Source organism: Bradyrhizobium sp. 604_D8_N2_3 (assembly GCF_051810765.1).
GTDB lineage: Bacteria > Pseudomonadota > Alphaproteobacteria > Rhizobiales > Xanthobacteraceae > Bradyrhizobium > Bradyrhizobium barranii.
Map to the genome: position 1 here is coordinate 7,228,037 of NZ_JBPWPM010000001.1, position 18,024 is coordinate 7,246,060.

Here is an 18,024-nt window from a genome sequence, read left to right on the forward strand (position 1 = left end):
CAGCCGGGAGCCCTACCTTGAAACAGGAGACCAACATGAACCTGCACAACACCTCATACCCCGCGACATCGAAGCCGGAAGAGCTCGTTCCATCGCGCTACGCGCTGAAGGTCGGCGAAATCGACGTGCTGGTGGTCAGCGACGGCGTGCTGCCGCTGCCAACCACGATGCTGGCGCACAATGCCGACCCGGCCGTCCGGGCGACCTGGCTGCACGACATGTTCCTCCCGCAGGACGCTTTCGACTGGGCGCTGAATGCGGTCGTGGTCCGCAGCGGCGACAAGACCATCCTGATCGATGCTGGACTGGGGTCAGACCCGGATCTGCACTTGCCGCGCGCCGGCCAGTTGATCAAGCGACTGGAAGCCGCCGGCATCGATCTTTCGTCCGTGACCGATCTGGTGCTGACCCACTTGCACATGGATCACATTGGCGGACTGCTCGTCGACGGGGTGAAGGAGCGGCTGCGCAAAGACCTGCGGATCCACGTGGCGGCCGCCGAGGTCAAATTCTGGGAGGCGCCCGATTTCTCCCACACCGCCATGCCGCCGGGCTTCCCGGACGCGCTTCGGGCGACCGCTAAGCGGTTCGTCAAGGAGTACGGAAGTCAGCTGCGGCATTTCGATGAGCAGCACGAGGTTGCGCCGGGCGTCGTCGTTCGTCGCACCGGCGGTCACACCCCCGGACACAGCGTGGTTCGCGTGGCATCCGGCGGGGACGGGCTGACATTCGCCGGCGACGCCGTGTTTGCCGTCGGGTTCGATCAACCCGACTGGCACAACGGTTTCGAACACGACCCCGAGGAGGCGGCGCGCGTTCGGGTCGGTCTGTTGCGAGAGATTGCCGCGAGCGGCGAGATGCTGGTGGCAACACACATGCCGTTCCCCTCCGTCGGCCATGTGGCGGTCGCCGGCGACGCCTTCCGCTGGGTGCCGGTCTTCTGGGACTACTGATCGCTCGCTGAGCCAACGTGAGACCAGGGCGCGCATTCATGGCGGGCCCTGGTTTCGATGCGCGAATCGAGTCAGCGCGGCGCGCTGCCGATATCAGATCCGATCGTTGATCAGGACGCCGGACAACGACGGATCGTTCGCATCGGTCGTATCGCCTGCTTTCGTCGCGCTATAGGTCGAGTCCGCAAGCGAGCTTTTCAGCTGCTGGAGAAACTGTTGCAGCAGCTCCGCCGTCGAATTGCCGCTTGACGAGTCGTCCGTGCCGTTGACCGAGGGAGGCTCACCGGATGGCGGTGGCCCGTCCGGCGGCGGTCCACCCGCTCCGTGCGGTCCATGCGAGAGCGCCGCCTTGAAAATTCCTTGCAGCTCGGTGGCCTGCTCGTCCGTCAACTTGCCGGCCGACACTTGCTGCTGGATGAGGCCATTAATCTTCGACGCGAAGGCGTCGGGCGAAGATGTCCCGCCGCCGGATTGATCGCTTGCACCGGTTGACTGCAACGCGGAGCCGATGCTGCTGAGCGCGGCCGACAGCGCCGACTGATCCGACGCATCGATCGTGCCGGAACTGACTTCCGCTTGCAGCTCGTCTTGTAATTGTTGCAACGGTGATGAGCGGTGGTGATTGGAGGAGAGCGCAGAAATCGAGGTCATGGTGGCTTTCCGTGCTTTTGGCGGACCCGAGGTGACGTTGCCCCGAGTCCCATCCAGTCCTGAGTTCGCCCTGGCAGTTGGATTTGCCCGGTTGCGCGGTGGTAGGAACGGGAGCTGGCGCGGAGCATTTGGCAGGGCGCCGCGCCGGTTGCTCGATATTGCCGATCGGCAATTGGAAATATCCAGAAACAAAAATCCGACCAGCCGATCATCAGCTGGGGCTGGGGCTGGGGCTACCCGTTGAAAGGGATGACTGCCGGATTGTACGCGAACGCCCTGGAGCCGACTATGCCGACCGCTTCACCACGTCGCGACCGGCCGGCGTAACATCGAGCCGCCCCAGCATTGCCCTCGCCTGCTCGGCGCAGTGCTCGATCAACCAGCGTTCGAATGCGACCGGCGGCAGCGCGGGCGCGTAGAGGAAGCCCTGGACGACGTCGCAGCCGAGCTCGGCCAGCGTCTTGCGCTGGCCTTCGGTCTCGACGCCTTCGGCGACGACGGTCATGCCGAGGCCCTGTCCGACGCGCACCACGGCGGTGGCAACCGCGAGCGCGCCCGCGTCTCTCTCGATGTCGCGCATGAAACTGCGGTCGATCTTCAGCTCGCGGATCGGCAGATGCGCGAGCCGGCTGAGGCTGGAATAGCCGGTGCCGAAATCGTCCACGGAAAGCCCGACGCCGAGCGCGCGGATCGCGTTCATCGTCTCCAGCGCGGCGACGCTGTCCCGCATGAACGTGCCCTCGGTGATCTCGAGCATCAGCGCATCCGGCGGCAGATCGTATTCGGCGAGGGTGTCCTTGAGCCGCGCCGCCAGCGTGACGTTGCGGAAATTGATCGGCGACAGGTTCACCGACACGCTGGGAATGTTGAGCCCGGCGCGGCGCCAGTCCGCCATCTGCCGGCAGGCCTCACGCACCGACCACAGGCCGATCTGCTCGATCAGGCCGCACTCCTCGGCGAGCGGGATGAACTTCGCCGGCGAGACGTCGCCGAGCACGGCATCATGCCAGCGCGCCAATGCCTCGACGCCATGGACGGCACCGTCGCAACTGCGGATCTGCGGCTGGTAGCTGAGGGTCAGCGCGCCCTCGGCGATGGCGCGGCGCAGCGCGGCGATCAGCGCCAGGCGCTGCTCGGTGAGCCCGTTCATTTCGGCGCTGAAGATGCGATGGGTGGAGCGGCCGGCCTGCTTGGCCATGTACATGGCCGCATCCGCCTGCTGCATCAAGGTGTCGATGTCGGTCGCATGGTCGGGATAGAGGCTGATGCCGATGCTCGCCGACATCTGCAGCTGCCTGGAGCCAAGCCGCAGCGGCGCGGCGAGCGCCTCCGCGACCCCGGCCGCGACGCGCTCGGCGCTCTCGGCATTGCGCTGCGGCAGCAGGATGACGAACTCGTCGCCGCCGAGCCGTCCCAGCATGTCCTCAGGGCCGATCTGCTCGCGCAGGCGCTGCGCGAGCTGGATCAGCAGCTCATCGCCGGCAGCGTGGCCGAACGTGTCGTTGACGTCCTTGAAATGATCGACGTCGAGGAAGGCCAGCGCGACGTGGCTGCCGGTCGGGCAGGCATCGATGGCCGTGGTGATCAGGTGCCGCAGTTGCGCGCGGTTCGGCAGCCCGGTGAGAATGTCGTGATAGGCGAGCCGCGCGATCTCGGCGCGAGCTTCCTTGCGCTCGATCGCGAAGGCGCCGAGGTCGACGCAGGCGTTGACGATGCGGCGGTGCCAGTTGCTCGGCGCGCGCGTTTCACGGAAATAGAAGGCGAAGGTGGCGATGACCCGGCCGTCCTTGGCCTTGATCGGTGTCGACCAGCAGGCGCGCAGGCCCACTTCGAGCGGACGCGTCTTGTAGGGCTGCCAGCGCGGATCGGTGTCGAGATCTTCGGCCAGCACCGGTTCACCGTAGAAGGCCGCGGTGCCGCAGGATCCGACATTCGGACCGATCGCGATGCCGTCCAGCGCACGCGAATAGTCCTCGGGCAGGCTGGGCCCGCCGAGCGGATGGACGAGGCCTGCGGCATCGACGTGAAGCAACGAGCAAACCACGTCAGGCGCGATCTCCTCGACCCTTCGGCACAGCCTGTCGGCGATATCGGTGATCGGAACCTCGTCGGCCAGCGCACTCATGATGAGCTGCTGGAGCGAGCGCAGCTGCCTGGTCTCGGTGATGTCCTCGAGCAGCGCGAAGATGTGCCTGGCACGGCCCTTCTTGTCGCGGAAGACGTCGATACGGGCGCAGACCCAGATCTCCTCGCCGCCCTTGTTGTAGACCAGCGTCTCGATTTCGCCGCGGCGGCCGCCGGTCATCAGGCGCTTGACGAGCTTCGCGACGGCCTTCCGATCGGTGTGGCGGCCGGCGATCAGCGCGCCGGCGCGGCGGCCCTCGGCCTCCTCGCTGGTGTAGCCAAACAGCGTCCCGAAGGTGGAATTGACGTAGACGATGTTCTGGTCCGTGTCGGTGATGAGCACCGCGCGGTTGGTCTGGTCGGAGACGGCGTGGAGAAGCCCGATTCTGACGCGGCGCTCGGCCTCCGCGGTGACGTCACGCGCGAACACGACGTGATGGGTGGCGCCGCCACGCGTGACGGATGAAAGCGAGATGGCCGCCCGGATCCGGGTGCCGTCGCGCCGCACGAGGCTGATCTCGTCGCGGAACTCCGCGACCGGATCGGCCCGAAGGCATTTGAGCGTGAGAAGTTCGGCGTCGCAGCCGAGCACCTCGGCGCGCGCGAGTTTCCAGATCCGCTCTGCACCGGCATTGAAATGCGTGATGCGACGCGCGCTGTCGACGATGACGATACCGCCGTCGGCACATTCGAGCGCAGCCAGCAGCACGTCCGGAATTTCTGTCATGGGACAATCGGCGGCAGACATCGTTGGACCCGGATGCATCGGGAAGATGGCAAGGGGGGCCGAGGCTAGCGCCGCGATGGTGTCCAAGACGTTTTTGCAACCGGGTCGCGTCCGGCCAAGACGCGACATGCTTAACGGCTCGCGAAAGCTGCGAAGGCAATCCGATGCATCGGAACCTATTCGGCCGCGCTTGTGGGCTTGAGCTTGTGCAACCGGCCGGCCACCGCCCGCACCTTGCGTGGAGCGGCCTGCCAGACCGAGAGCGCAGACAGTCCGCTCACGACCATGGCGATGGCGAAGGCGAGCGTGTAGTCGCCGGTGCGATCATAGAGGAAACCCGTGAGCCAGGGACCCGCCGCGCCGCCGGCCAGGGCCGCCAGCATGATCGTTCCAAAAATGCTGCCCTGGTGCCTGCCCTGGAAGATCTCGAACACCACCGCGCCCATGATCGAGGTGAGGCCGTAGCCGAGCGCGCCTTGCGCGAACACCATGACATAGACCAGCCACAGCGACGGCTGGAATTTCAGCGCCATCAGCGCCGCGAAGCAGATCGCAAAGCCTGCGCAGCTGATCGCCCACACCCATTCCCGCCCGATCCGGTCGGAGACGTGGCCGAGCAGGATCTGGCCGGGAATGCCGAGCAGGCTGACGATGCCGAGCGCCCACACCGCGACACCGGGGCTGAAGCCGATGTCGAGCAGGAATTTGGTCTGGTGCACCTGCACCGCGTACCAGATGTACAGGCCGCTGAAATAGCCGAGCGCGATCCACCAGAAGCGCGCGGTCGCAACCGCGCGCTTGAGCGTCCAGTCGGTGCCGACCCAGACGGGATCGACGATGTTGGACACCGGTGTCGCCGCGCCCGCCGCCGGCGTGGCATCGCCGTCCGGCTGGAGGCCGATGTCTTCGGGCCGCTTGTGCAGGAACAGATTGATCGGCGCCAGCACGACGAGGATGAGCAGCCCCATCGCGGTACAGGCGGTGCGCCAGCCGGTCTCTTCGATCATGTGCTGCACCCAGGGCAGCAGCGTCACCGAGCCGATGCCGACGCCGGCAAAGGCAATGCCGATGGCGAAGCCGCGCTTGCGGATGAACCAGTTCGGCAGGAACAGCGACTGGCCGGAATAGCCGAGACACACCGAGCCGGCGCCGACCATGACGCCGATGGTCACGTAGAGATGCCAGGGCGTGCTGGTGAGTGGCGCGAGCAGCAGGCCGCCGCCCATCAGCACGACACCGAGTTCCATCACCGCGCGCGGGCCGGCGCGATCCATCAGGCGGCCGATCAGCGGGCTGACGATGCCCGACACGACGAAGCCGAAGGAGAACGCGCCGGCAGTGACGCCGCGTTCCCAGCCGAATTCGGAGATGATGGGAGGAAAGAACAGCGAAAACGCGGTGCGTGCGTTGACGCCGATCGCCATGGTCACGAAGGTCACCGCGACCACGACCCAGCCGTAGAAGAACGGAAGCCGCATGTTGTGCTTATTTCATCCCTAGATGGTGCTACCGACCATCCAGGGCCGTCTGGGTCAAGCGATTTTCACGAGATGCCCCTTTGGGCCGCGCGCTCAGGCCGCGTTGCGCTGCGAAGGCTGAGCGGTCTCGTCGAATGCGATCTGGTCGACCGGCTGCGGGCGTCCGAACAGATAGCCTTGCGCAAAATTGACGCCGAGCGCCGTCAGCCGCTCGAACTCCTCAGCTGTCTCGACGCCTTCGGCGGTGACCGACATGTCGAGGCCGCGTGCGAGCGTCACGATCGAGGCGATGATCGCGGAGCTGCGCGGCTGATGCGTGAGGTTGCGGATGAAGGACTTGTCGATCTTGATCTTGTCGAACGGGAACGTGGTCAGATAGCTCAGCGACGAATAGCCGGTGCCGAAATCGTCGAGCGCGAGCTCGATGCCGATGTGCTTTAGCCGCTCCATGAAGGCAAGGTTCTCGACGCCGCGTTCCAGCAGCACGGATTCGGTGATCTCGATCTCCAGCCGCTGCGGCGCCAGGCCGGAATCTGCCAGCGCCGCGCAGATCGTCTCGAACAGCTCGGCTTCCTTGAACTGGATCGGCGACAGATTCACGGCAACCATGAGATCGCACGGCCAGGCGGCGGCGTCCGCACAGGCGCGCCGAAGCACGAATTCGCCGAGCGGCACGATCAGCCCGGTTTCCTCGGCAAGCCCGATGAACTGGTCCGGCGGGATCAGGCCGCGGCTCGGATGCCGCCAGCGCACCAGCGCCTCAAAGCCGCGACGGCAACCGCTGGCGACGTCCATAAAGGGCTGATAGTGCACTTCGAGCTGGCACTGCGCGATGGCATCGCGCAAATCGCCTTCCAGCGTATTGCGAGCCTCGAGCTCGGCCGACATCGCCTCGTCGTAGATGGTGAAGCAGTTGCGGCCGGCCGATTTCGAGCGGTAGAGCGCGAGGTCCGCCTTCTTCAGCAGCTGCTCCTGGTCGCTGCCGTGGTCCGGTGCGATCGCGATGCCGATGCTGGTGCCGATCTCGACGCGATGGCCGGGCAGCAGGAACGGTTCGGCGACCAGCTTCGCGATCCGCGCGGCGAGCTCGGTCGCGCAAGTCCGCTGATCGTCGCAAGCCTCCTGGATGATGGCGAACTCGTCGCCGCCGAGCCGCGCCAGCACGTCGGTGGCGCGCAGCGCAGATCTCAGCCGCAGCGCCACCTGGCGCAGCAGCACATCGCCCGCACCGTGGCCGAGCGAGTCGTTGACGTTCTTGAAGCGGTCGAGATCGAGCATCAGGATCGCGAACGGCAGGCCCCGCACGCTCAACTGGCTGTTCATCATGTCGAGCCGGGTCAGGAAGAAGGCGCGGTTCGGCAGCCCGGTCAGGATGTCGGTCTGGGCGAGTTCCAGCACCCGCCGGTTCGCCAGCGAGAGCCGCCGCGAGTTGCGGCTTGCGAGCATCAGATAGGTCGCGAGCGACAGCGTCAGCAGCATGCCGACGACGATGACCGCAACCGCGCGGTCGTAGGCCGTCTCCAGCGAACCGCCGGCCGTCGGCATGGCGCGCACCTGCCAGTCGGTATCCCCGATCTTGAGGCTGCCCGACCAGTGCAGCGCCCGGGCGACGTCCCGCATCGACTGCGGCGACGTGGCGGCCGACGAATAGTCCGGCAGGGTCTGTTCCAGGCTGACGATCTGTCCCGTGAAGGGCGGATAGACGTTCACGCTGACCGCGGGGCTTGCTCCCGTGGTCACGCGAATGGACTGGATCAGCAGCGGCAGGTCGAAGACGCCGACGACGAAGCCCGCCAGATTGCGGCGCCGGTCCGCCACCGCCTCGCGCGAGGTTCCCTTGGCGTAGACGGGAATGGCAACGAGCACGTCGGGCTGCCGGCCGCCCTCCTTCGGTTCGTAGAGGCGCGTGCGAATGGCGGCGACGCGGTCGTTGTCGCGCGCGCGCTCGAGGGCTGCGCGGCGCTCTGGAACGGTCGCGTAATCCATGCCGTAGACCGACGACGTCTTCGGCTGGGTCGAGTAGAACACCGGGAAATATTCATCGGCTTGCGGCGCGGTCGCGAAGGTCTCGCCCTGGAGCGACTTGATGCGATAGCCGGACACGCCGTCCGTGGCCGCGGCGGCCTCGTATTCGGCGCGCTCTTTGCGGTTGACGCGCGGCAGCCAGGAGATGCGTAGCATGCCGGGATGACGTTCGAACAGCCGGGAGCTGAAGGTCTCGAATTCGCTGCGGGTGATTTCCTCGTTGGTCGATTCGAACAGCGTACGCAGCGCGACGAGCCTGGAGATGTACTCGCTCATGCCGTTCTGCATGACGATGGCTTCGGTTTCAGCGGCGTTCTCGAACTCGATCTTGTTGACGCGATTTTCCCATCGCGCCACGGCGGCGGCGCCGACGAGCGAAAACAGAAGACCGACGCCGATTGCGACGAGCGCAGGGCGATAGAGTCCGAGCAGCGGCGCGGCGCGCCACCATCCGGTCATACGTTCTCTATCCTGATCGTTCCGCCCCCGACCGCCCATCTTGATCCGCAAGTCCCCTCGTCGCGGCAACCCACTTCTGGTTGAGCTGCCGGAACTGCTATCGGACCAGGATCGCGGTTAAGAACCGCACAATTTCGAAACCGGGTCGTCGCGCATTGCGTGGCTTAGTTAACGATTGGCCTGCAAGCAGGGCCCATTGTGCGAGCAATTTGCCGCTTTTCCCCGGAGTCCTACGGAGCACCGTTACATCAGGGGTTAGCGAGCTGTTCAGGACGACGGGACTATCGTTTCCGGCAGGTATTCCCTTATCCGGCAAGCATCCTCATGACACGATCGCGATCAGCGGCCTGCGTCGCTTTGGCCGTCGCGCTACTCGCCGCGGCCAATCCTGCAGCGAAAGGCGACGAGGTCGGCGTCAGCGACGATACAATCCTGTTCGGCCAGGCCGCCGCGCTCGAAGGCCCCTCCTCCGCGCTCGGACAGCGGATGCGGCAAGGCATCGTCGCGGCATTCACCGAGATCAACGAAAAGGGCGGCGTCCACGGCCGCAGGCTCCAGCTCATCAGCCGCGACGACGGCTACGATCCCGACCGCTCGGTGGCGCAGACGCTGCGGCTGATCGAGGACGACAAGGTGTTCGCGCTGATCGGCGCCGTGGGCACGCCGACCGCGATGGCGACGATACCGATCACCAGCACCAGGAACATCCCCTTCATCGGCCCCTTCACCGGCGCTGAATTCCTGCGCGACCTCGAGCTTGCGAACGTCGTCAACATTCGCGCAAGCTATGGCGCTGAAGCGGAGGCCTGGGTCAAGCACCTCACCGAGGATCGCCACTTCACCCGCATCGGCATCTTCTATCAGGACGATTCCTTCGGACGCGACGGTCTCGCCGGCGTGAAGCGCGCACTCGCCAGGCGCGGCCTCGAGCTCGCCGCCGAAGGCACCTTCGAGCGCAACACCCGCGCGGTCGGCGCGGCCTGGCGCATGATCAAGCGCGCCGAGCCCGAAGCCGTCGTCATGGTCGGGACCTACGGCCCTTGCGCGGAGTTCATCAAGCTCGCGCATCGCAGCGGCTTCCATCCGACCTTCGTCAACATCTCCTTCGTCGGCGCCAATGCGCTCGCCCGAGAGCTCGGCCCCGACGGCGAAGGCGTCATCGTCTCGCAGGTCGTGCCGTTTCCCTGGGATCGCTCGCAAAAGCTCGTCGCCGACTACCAGGCGGCGCAGAACGCGTTCGACCCGACGCTGACACCGGACTTCGTCTCGCTCGAAGGCTATCTCTCCGGCCGCCTCGCGGCCGCGGCGCTGGAGAAGGCCGGGCCGCAGCCGACCCGCGCGAGCCTCCTGCGCGCCATCAACGACGTCGGCCGCTTCGACATCAGCGGCAGCATCGTCACCGTCGGCGCGCGCATGACCGACGCGCCGCTGAAGGTGTTCTTGACCGTGATCCAGAAGGACGGGACGTTCAGGGCGGTGGACCGGCTGTAGGCTAGCCCCGACTAGCGCCACGAAAAAGGTGCGCTCCCTCCCCCCTTGCGGGGGAGGGTTGGGGAGAGGGGCAGCCCAGGAAAAGGTGCTTGTTGCCGACGATGCACCGCTCGGTGCGCGACGGAAAGAATCCCCGTGCGGCACCCCTCTCCCTGCCCCTCCCCCGCAAGGGGGAGAGGGAACGGAGAGAGCTGTGCTGTCGGCTAGTAAGTCTTCAAGGCCGCCGCGTCCAGCGGTCGGCGTTGACGGCGCCTTGCGGGACCTCGCCTTTGACGATCGCTTCGACCTGCCGCACCGTTTCCAGCGACTGGTATTCGATCGCCTGTGGCGTCAGCCCGCCGACATGTGGCGTCGCGATAACGTTGGGAAGCCTCGCCAGCTCCGGGCTCGGCATCTGGTCGGGCGCGCGGCCGACATCCATCGCCGCGCCGGCGATGCGGTTTTCGCGCAGCGCGCGTGCCAGCGCAGCCTCGTCGACGAGATTGCCGCGCGAGAGATTGATGAACACGGCATACTTCTGCATGCGCGCCAGCGCCGCCTCGCCGATCAAATTCTCGGTCTTCTCGTTGGCGATGGCGAGGCAGACGACATAGTCGGAGGCCCCAAGAAGCTCGTCGAGACTGACCTGTCGGATCGCGCTGTCGCTGACATCAGCGAAGGGATCGGAGACCAGCACCTCCATGCGCATCACCTTGGCGATTTCGGCGAGATAGCGCCCGATGCTGCCATAGCCGATGATGCCGATCCGGCTGCCGGCGAGCTGGCGGCCCATCCGCGCCTCGACCTCGCGGCCGGCCTGGTAATCCGCCGTCGCCCGCGAGACGCCGCGGGAGAGATCGACCATGTAGCCGATCGCAAGCTCGGCCACCGCCTGCACGAAGCCGGGACCGGCCCGCGTCACGAGCACGCCGGCTTGCGAGGCCGCATCGACATTGACGTTGCGGATGTCGACGGCACAGCGGACGAAGGCACGCAGGCGCGGCAGTTGCGCAAAGATCTCGCCGCGCCCTTCCGTCATGCGGTCGGCGACGATAATGTCGGCATCTTTCGCCGCACGCACGAGGGTAACCGCGTCCAGCGTATCGTCGCTCTCGTGCAGGATCACCTCGGCGGCTGCCCGCAGGCCGTTCAGGCTGCGGTCGCCGTAGTAATTGCGACGCATCTCCGGCGTATGGGCGAGCAACACTTTCAAGACGAGACTCCCTTAATAGCCGAATGCCCGCGGCAGCGCGGTCGAGAGCCATGGCACGAAGGCTATGACGAGCAGGCAGAGGAACAACAGGCCGAGATAGCCCATGATCGGCTTCACCGTCTGCTCGATCGGCACGTTGCCGATCAGGCAGGCGCCGTAGAGTCCGAGCCCGAGCGGCGGCGCGAACAGGCCGATGCCCATCGCGATGACCAGCACGACGCCGAAATGCAGGGGATCGACACCGAGCTGCACGGCCACCGGCAGCAGCAGCGGCCCGAAGATGATCAACGCGGCCGCGCCTTCCAACACCGAGCCCATCACGATCAGCACCGCGATCGCGAGCAGGATGAACAGCCAGACGCCTGAGGTCTTGGACAGTCCCAGCATGAAATCGCCGACCGCATGCGGCACCTGCTGCAAGGTCAGCGTGAACGCCAGCGACTGCGCCGCGGCGACGATGAACAGCACGAGCCCCGCGCGCGTCGCGCCCTGCACGAAGCTGTGTGCGGCCGACCTAAAGGTGAGCTCGCGGAACACGACGCTGCCGACGACGAGCGCATAGGCCACGGCAAACGCGGAGATCTCCGTCGCCGTCGCAAATCCGCTCTTGAAGCCGAAGAAGATCATGAAGATCAGGCCGAACGAGGCGATGGCGCCGCTCCACAGGCCCGACACCGGCATCTGCGGCGCAACGTCCTCGGTATCCGCCGGCCGCTTGCCGAAGATGATGGACACCGCGATCAGGACCAGCGCCATCAGCGCCGCCGGCAACAGCCCCGCGACGAACAGGCCGCCGATCGACAGGTTCGCGACGAAACCCAGGATGATCAGGTTGATGCAGGGCGGAATGGTCTCCGCCATCACCGCGGATGCGGCAAGCAGCGCCACCGCGCCGCCCGGGTTCTGCTTCGAGCGTCGCGCCGCCGGGATCAGCACCGAGCCGACCGCGGCGACATCCGCCATCTTCGAGCCCGAGATGCCGGAGAACAGCACCATCGAGGCCACCATCACGACATTCAGGCCGCCGCGCATACGGCCGACGCAGCGCTGTAGCAACTCGATCAGCCGCACCGACATGCCGTTGGCTTCCATGAGGTAGCCGACGAGGATGAAGAAGGGAATCGCGAGCAGCACGAAATTGTCGATGCCGCGCGCCATCTGCTGGGCGAAGATCACGCCGGGCAGCGCGCCTTCGACCCAGATGAAGATCAGCGCGGCCAGCGCCAGCGCAAAGCCGATCGGCAATCCGCCGAACAGGGTTGCGAAGAAGCCGATAAACATCAGCGTGCCCGCCGACGGCACCGTGGACGGCGACAGATAATCCCAGGCGAGATAGAGGCCGCTGACGATGACGACGGCAACGAGGCCCCTGACGATGTCGGGCAGCGGCCGCGCGCAGAGCTGGTCGATCGCGAACACCGTCATGAACAGCGCGCCGATGCCCATCGGGTAGAAGGTCAGCTCCAGCGGCAGGCCGGACCCGGTGGTCTGGCCTGAAGTCAACGATCCCAGCTTGATGGCGTTGTAGGCGACATAGCCGGAGATCAGCACGACCAGAAGCGCACTCGCGGCATCGACCAGCGTGCGCAGCCGCACCGGCAGCAGATCGCGGAAGAAGGACACGCCGACATTCTCGCCACGCGCGAGCGCGCTCGCTGCGCCGAAGAAGGCCGAGCCGACCATCAGGCCGCGCGCGACGTCGTCAGACCATTCGACCGGCGCATTGAAGCAGAAGCGCAGCAGCACCGACGCGCAGACGACCACGAGATCGGCGGCCAGGAGGATGGCCGCAATCGCGTCGCTGAGGCGAAGCAGCAGCGTAATGCTCCCGTGGCGGCCGCCCGAGAGGGGCACGGCGGCTGTCAACGCCATCTCAGACTTGGTCATCTCAAGCTTGCGTCGCGCGGATGATGTCGATGACCGGCTTGGACTCCGGCCGCGCCTTGATGAAGTTCTCGTGCTGCGGCGCGACGCGCTTCTTGAAGGCTTCGCGGTCGCATTCGGCCACCGTCACGCCCTTCTCGGTCAAAGCCGTCAGCGCCTCCTTCTCGACCGCAAGCCCATGGGCACGCGTGTCGGCCGCGGCCTTCTTGGCGGCATCGAGGAAACCCTCGCGCAGCTTCGGATCCATGCGGTTGTAGGTCACGTCGCTGAAGTAGATCGCGAGCGGCGAGAAATTGTGCTGCGTCAGCGAGTAGAATTTTGCCGTTTCGAAGAACTTGCTGGCCAGGATCGTCGGCGGATCGTGCTCCAGCCCGTCGAGCACGCCGGCCTGGAGCGCCGTGTAGATCTCGCCGAAGGCCAGGGGCGTCGCGGCGGCGCCCATCAGGCGCAGGCATTCCGTGATCACCGGATTCGGCAGCGTCCTGATCTTGAGGCCGGCGAGATCCTCCGGCGTCTTCACCGGCTTCCTCGCGAGCACGCTGCGTGAGCCGAAATTATAGGCCCAGGCGATGATGCGGATGTTGCCACTCTTGAGCAGCGCGTCCTCGATCGGCTTGGCGGCGCCGGAATCGAACGCCTTGGTCTGCTGCGGGAAGCTCGAGAACAGAAAGCCGAGATCGAAGGTGCCGACCAGCGGCACCAGGTTGGCGGAGATCGACGAACCCGATACCATGAGGTCGATGACGCCGAGCTTCACCGAATTGATGACGTCGATCTCCTGCCCGAGCTGGTTGTCGGGAAAGGAGGCGACCTCGACCTGCTCGCCGAGCCCGTTGCCCTTCAGGTTCTTGACGAGGTTGTCGTAGTAGACGCGGCCGTTGGCGTATTTCGGATCGTTCGGCAGCGAGGAGGAGCATTTCAGCTTCAGCGTCGCCGCTTCGGCGCGACCGATGATGGCGGGAGAGAGAACGAGGCCGGCGGTAACCGCCGTCGACGACTTGATGAACGTGCGACGGCTCACGGGCACGATGGTCATGGCGCGGTCTCTCCCCGAATATTCTTGTTTACGGCCGAGATCGCTGCCGCGGCCTGTTGCGCGGACTGTATGGCCAAAGCGACGGGGCAGGCAAGGGTTGCAGCCGGCCGTCGCAAAGCGGCGTGTCGCGAGCATCGACGGCATCGGCGCCGTCAAAACAACCATGTTTGTCCGGGATTCTCGATCGGATCGGCCTGGTGGCCGATGTGCGACAGGACGCTTCGCGCAACAGCGGGGATCAATCCAATTGGTGCATGGATCAATGCGCAATTCACATGGATGCCGCCGGAGCGATACCCGGCGGCTCCGGCAGACGCCCTGCCCCATTTTGCCGCAGCTTGCTGCGTGATCCAGTGCACAGACAGACGCGTGGCCGCGACCTAGAAAAGGTGACATCATCGCGCGCATTGCCGATGGAGGTGACACTATGCGCCGTCCAGTCCTTCGCAATTTGTTTCTTGCCTCCAGCCTTGTCGCGCTCGCGCAATTGATGACACCGACGGACGCCGACGCCGAGGCGCGGCTCGCACTCGTGATCGGTCAATCGGCCTATCGCACCGTGCCGGAGCTGCCCAACGCAGCCAACGACGCCAGGGGCATGACGGAGCTGCTCGGCAATGCCGGCTTCACCGTCACCACGGCGGCCAATTTGGCGCAGAACGAGATGCGCGCTGCGATCTCCGATTTCGCCGGCAAGGTCAGCGCCAGCGGCGCCGACACCGTCGCACTGGTGTTCTATGCCGGCCACGGCCTCCAGATCGACGGCGAGAACTATCTGGTGCCGGTCGATCTCGATCCCAAGCGCGAGGCCGATATTCCGCTCCAGGGCGTACGGCTGAACGATCTGCTCAACACGCTCGGCGCGCTGCCGACGCGGGCACGCATCTTCATGCTCGACGCCTGCCGCAACAATCCGTTCCCGGCGCTCAGCGGCGCCGGCCACGGGCTCGCGATCGTCGACACCAAGGCCGGTGCACCCGGCTCCTTCATCTCCTATTCGACCTCGCCCGGCGCGGAAGCAGAGGACGGCTCCGGCGTCGACAGCCCCTACACCACGGCCGCGCTGACCGTCGCCAAGCAGCCCAACCTGCCGATCGAGGAAGTGTTCAAGCGCATCCGCATCGCCGTGGCGCAATCGACCGACGGGCGGCAGATCCCCTGGGAAAGCTCGTCGCTGACGACCGACTTCAAGTTCTTCGGCGGCGAGAGCAGCGGCGGACAGCCTGCTCTCCCGGGCGCATCCGCCATGGCACTCGCCAGCGGCACGCGCAGCGTCGCGGACTGGCGCAAGGATTTGCAGGGCAAGGAGCCGAAGGCTGCCTATGAGCTGGTGATCGCCGACGACACCGTCGAGGCGTATCAGGCCTATGTCGAGCTCTACGCACAGGCCTCCTACACGCCGCGCCTGCGCACGATCCTGGAGCGCCGGCGCCAGATGCTGGCCTGGGAGCGCGCCACCGCCATCAACACGCGCGCTTCGTTCGAGGCCTATCTGGCGAATTGGGACAACAGCGACCTCGCCGCAACCGCGCGCCGGCTGCTGCTCCGCGTGCAGAACCGCAACTATGCCTTGCCGGTCGCGGCCGCAGCGGCCCCTGCTCCGGTCGCGGTCGCAATGGCCCCAACCTGCCCGTGCTCGGCGCCGTCGACACCGGCAACGCCGGTCAATCCGGCGGTGGCGCCCGTCATCAAGAAGCGCGTCGACGACACGCCGCCGAAGCGAAAGGTGGTCGAGACGCCGCCGAAGCCGCGCCGGCCGCCGCCCGACGAAGTGATCTACGAGCGCGCGCCGCCACCTGGCCCGCCACCTGAAGCCGTGGGCGTCGGAATTGGCGTCGGGATTGGTCTCGGCATGGGTATGGGCGGCCGTGGCGGAGGCGGCTACGGACGCGGCGACTACAACCGCGGCAGGTATTGAGCCCCAGTTCACCAAGCGAATGGATGTCCGCAGGCCCTGCCTGCGGACATTTCTGTTGATGGTGAGCGGCCAGCAACTCTCATGCCCCGGACGGAGCGCAGCGCTCCCGGCGATGCGACGCATCGTCCGGTGCGGTGCGCTGCAGAGCCGGGGCCCATGTACCAGCGAACTGTGCGGCGCGATGGGTCCCGGCTCTGCGCAGCAACGCTGGGCGTTGCAGCGCGTCCGGGACACGAGAGTTGCGGATATTTCGCCTTCTGTGGCCTTCCGGAAGTACTGTAGGCTGATCTGCTGACGCCAGCCTTTCCGGGGATTCCATATCGATGCCGCACGACGCGCCCGCCAAGAGCTCATGGCCGCTGTTCCGGTCACTCGCGTCCTATGCCCTGCCCGGCGACCTCATGGCGGGCCTGACGCTGGCGGCGATTGCGATCCCCGAGCAGATGGCCACGGCGCGGCTCGGCGGTTTTGCGCCGCAGATCGGCTTCTTCGCGTTCATGGCGGGCTCGCTCGGTTTCGCGCTGCTCGGCGGCAACCGCTTCCTGTCCTGCGGCGCGGATTCCACGATCACGCCGATCTTCGCCGGCGGACTTGCCGCGCTCGCTGCCACCGGCTCGCCTGAGTATCAGGGGCTTGCGATCGCGCTGGCGCTGATGGTCGGCGCGATGATGCTGGCCAGCGGCGCTTTCCGCCTCGGCGGCATCGCCAATCTTCTGTCCGTGCCGGTGATGGTCGGCTTCCTCGCCGGCATCTCCGTCCACATCATCGTCTCGCAACTGCCGGGCGTGCTCGGGCTTCCATCACCAAGCGGGCCGACACTCGAACGCATCGGCGTGCTCGCGACCGAACTCGGCCGCACGAACCCCTTCACGCTCTGCATCGGGCTTGGTGTGCTCGCCGTGGTCTTCATCGCCGAGAGGGTCAGCGCGAAAATTCCGGGCGCGCTGATCGGGCTCGTCGCCGCGACGCTGGCCACAATCGCGCTCGGCCTCGAAAGCAAGGGCGTCAGCGTCGTCGGCGCGGTGCCGGGCACGCTGCCGCGGCCGACCTTGCCTGACCTGGCACCGGAGCTATGGGTGCGCCTGGTGCCGCTCGCCTTCGTCATCACGGTCGTGGTGATGGTGCAGACCGCGGCGACGACGCGGTCGTTCCCGTCCGATCCCGACAAGCCTGCCGATGTCGACCGCGACTTCCTCGGTGCGGGCGCCGGCAGCGTGCTGTCCGGCCTGTTCGGCGCGTTTCCGGTCAATGCCAGCCCGCCGCGAACCGGGATCGTTGTCGAGACCGGCGGACAATCGCAGCTCGCGGGCCTTGCGGCCGGGGCAATCGTGCTGGCGCTGCTCGCGTTCGGGACGGGGCTGCTGCAGCACGTTCCGGACGCCGCGCTCGGCGGCATCCTGCTGTTCGTGGCGCTGCGGATCATCCGGGTGAAGCAGATCGCCATGATCTACCGGCAATCGTTCAGCGAGTTCCTGCTGATCGTCGCCACTGCCGCGCTGATCATCGTGCTGCCGATCCAGCAGGGCGCCTTCCTCGGCATCGTGCTGTCGCTGCTGCACGGCATCTGGAGCACGACGCGCGCGCGGCTCGTCGAGTTCGAGCGCGTGCCGGGCACCACGATCTGGTGGCCGGCGCATCCGCACATCACCGGCGAGCGCGTCGCCGGCGTCGCCGTGATTGGGCTCCAGGCGCCGCTGTCCTTCCTCAACGCGCCGGGTTTTCGCAGCGACGTGGCCAAGGTGCTCGGCACCTCGACGCCGCAACTGCTGGTGCTGGAGGCGAGCGGCATGGTCGAGATCGACTTCACCGCCGCGCAGATCCTGCTCGACGTCTTCAAGGCGTGCAGCGAACAGGGCGTCACCGTCGCGCTGGCGCGGCTGGAATCGGTGCGCGCGCAGAACGCGTTCGAACGTTTCAGACTGTTCGACGCCCTGCCCCGCGAACACGTCTTCCACAGCGTCGATGAGGCCGTGCGCAAGCTGGCAAAATAACCACCGCCTTCACTCGGTCCGCCGCCCCAAAGGGAGCGATACTTTTGGTCGCCGGCCAGTTCGCGGAGTGAGCCCATGGCCGCCGCGTCAAAGCT

The 18,024-nt window shown here is 66.4% G+C and carries 11 protein-coding genes; 4 read left to right on the forward strand and 7 right to left on the reverse strand.

The features are described from left to right. The first annotated feature begins 35 nt into the window (after positions 1-35). Entirely contained in the window at positions 36-953 is a 918-nt protein-coding gene (locus tag AB7245_RS34695; RefSeq protein WP_439035484.1) for an MBL fold metallo-hydrolase, read from the forward strand. Positions 954-1,046: 93 nt separating this feature from the next. Here the strand turns inward: AB7245_RS34695 and AB7245_RS34700 are convergent, their stop codons facing one another. The 4 genes from AB7245_RS34700 to AB7245_RS34715 form a co-directional block, all read right to left on the reverse strand. Continuing rightward, positions 1,047-1,604, reverse strand: coding sequence for a hypothetical protein (locus tag AB7245_RS34700; RefSeq protein ID WP_085399748.1), 558 nt, complete (start codon positions 1,602-1,604; stop codon positions 1,047-1,049). 286 nt (positions 1,605-1,890) lie between these two features. Beyond that, positions 1,891-4,476: an EAL domain-containing protein gene (locus AB7245_RS34705; RefSeq protein WP_085399753.1), complete on the reverse strand. Its 2,586-nt coding sequence runs from the start codon at positions 4,474-4,476 to the stop codon at positions 1,891-1,893. A gap of 155 nt (positions 4,477-4,631) precedes the next feature. Further along, positions 4,632-5,933: an MFS transporter gene (locus AB7245_RS34710; protein WP_085399749.1), complete on the reverse strand. Its 1,302-nt coding sequence runs from the start codon at positions 5,931-5,933 to the stop codon at positions 4,632-4,634. A gap of 93 nt (positions 5,934-6,026) precedes the next feature. Beyond that, complete coding sequence (locus AB7245_RS34715) at positions 6,027-8,417, reverse strand: bifunctional diguanylate cyclase/phosphodiesterase (protein WP_085399750.1); 2,391 nt, start codon at positions 8,415-8,417, stop codon at positions 6,027-6,029. 324 nt (positions 8,418-8,741) lie between these two features. Here AB7245_RS34715 and AB7245_RS34720 point away from each other — a divergent pair, with 324 nt between their 5' ends. After that, on the forward strand, positions 8,742-9,908 hold the full coding sequence (locus AB7245_RS34720) for an ABC transporter substrate-binding protein (RefSeq protein ID WP_085399751.1): 1,167 nt from the start codon (positions 8,742-8,744) through the stop codon (positions 9,906-9,908). Between the two features lie 214 nt (positions 9,909-10,122). Here AB7245_RS34720 and AB7245_RS34725 read toward each other — a convergent pair whose 3' ends face one another. From AB7245_RS34725 to AB7245_RS34735, 3 genes are read right to left on the reverse strand one after another with little or no spacing between them, the layout of a single operon-like run. Then, positions 10,123-11,100 (reverse strand): hydroxyacid dehydrogenase, encoded by a 978-nt coding sequence (locus AB7245_RS34725; protein ID WP_085399490.1) that lies wholly within the window; start codon positions 11,098-11,100, stop codon positions 10,123-10,125. 12 nt (positions 11,101-11,112) lie between these two features. Next, positions 11,113-12,987, reverse strand: a complete 1,875-nt coding sequence (locus AB7245_RS34730; protein ID WP_439035485.1) for a TRAP transporter large permease — start codon at positions 12,985-12,987, stop codon at positions 11,113-11,115. Between the two features lies 1 nt (position 12,988). Continuing rightward, positions 12,989-14,020 carry a TRAP transporter substrate-binding protein gene (locus AB7245_RS34735; RefSeq protein WP_439035486.1) on the reverse strand — a complete coding sequence of 344 codons (1,032 nt, stop codon included), beginning with the start codon at positions 14,018-14,020 and terminating at the stop codon, positions 12,989-12,991. A gap of 427 nt (positions 14,021-14,447) precedes the next feature. Here AB7245_RS34735 and AB7245_RS34740 point away from each other — a divergent pair, with 427 nt between their 5' ends. Together AB7245_RS34740 and AB7245_RS34745 are read left to right on the forward strand one after the other, a co-directional pair. Beyond that, on the forward strand, positions 14,448-15,938 hold the full coding sequence (locus tag AB7245_RS34740; RefSeq protein WP_085399491.1) for a caspase family protein: 1,491 nt from the start codon (positions 14,448-14,450) through the stop codon (positions 15,936-15,938). A 323-nt stretch (positions 15,939-16,261) separates the two neighbouring features. Then, positions 16,262-17,929: a SulP family inorganic anion transporter gene (locus tag AB7245_RS34745; RefSeq protein WP_085399492.1), complete on the forward strand. Its 1,668-nt coding sequence runs from the start codon at positions 16,262-16,264 to the stop codon at positions 17,927-17,929. The last annotated feature ends 95 nt before the right edge of the window (positions 17,930-18,024 follow it).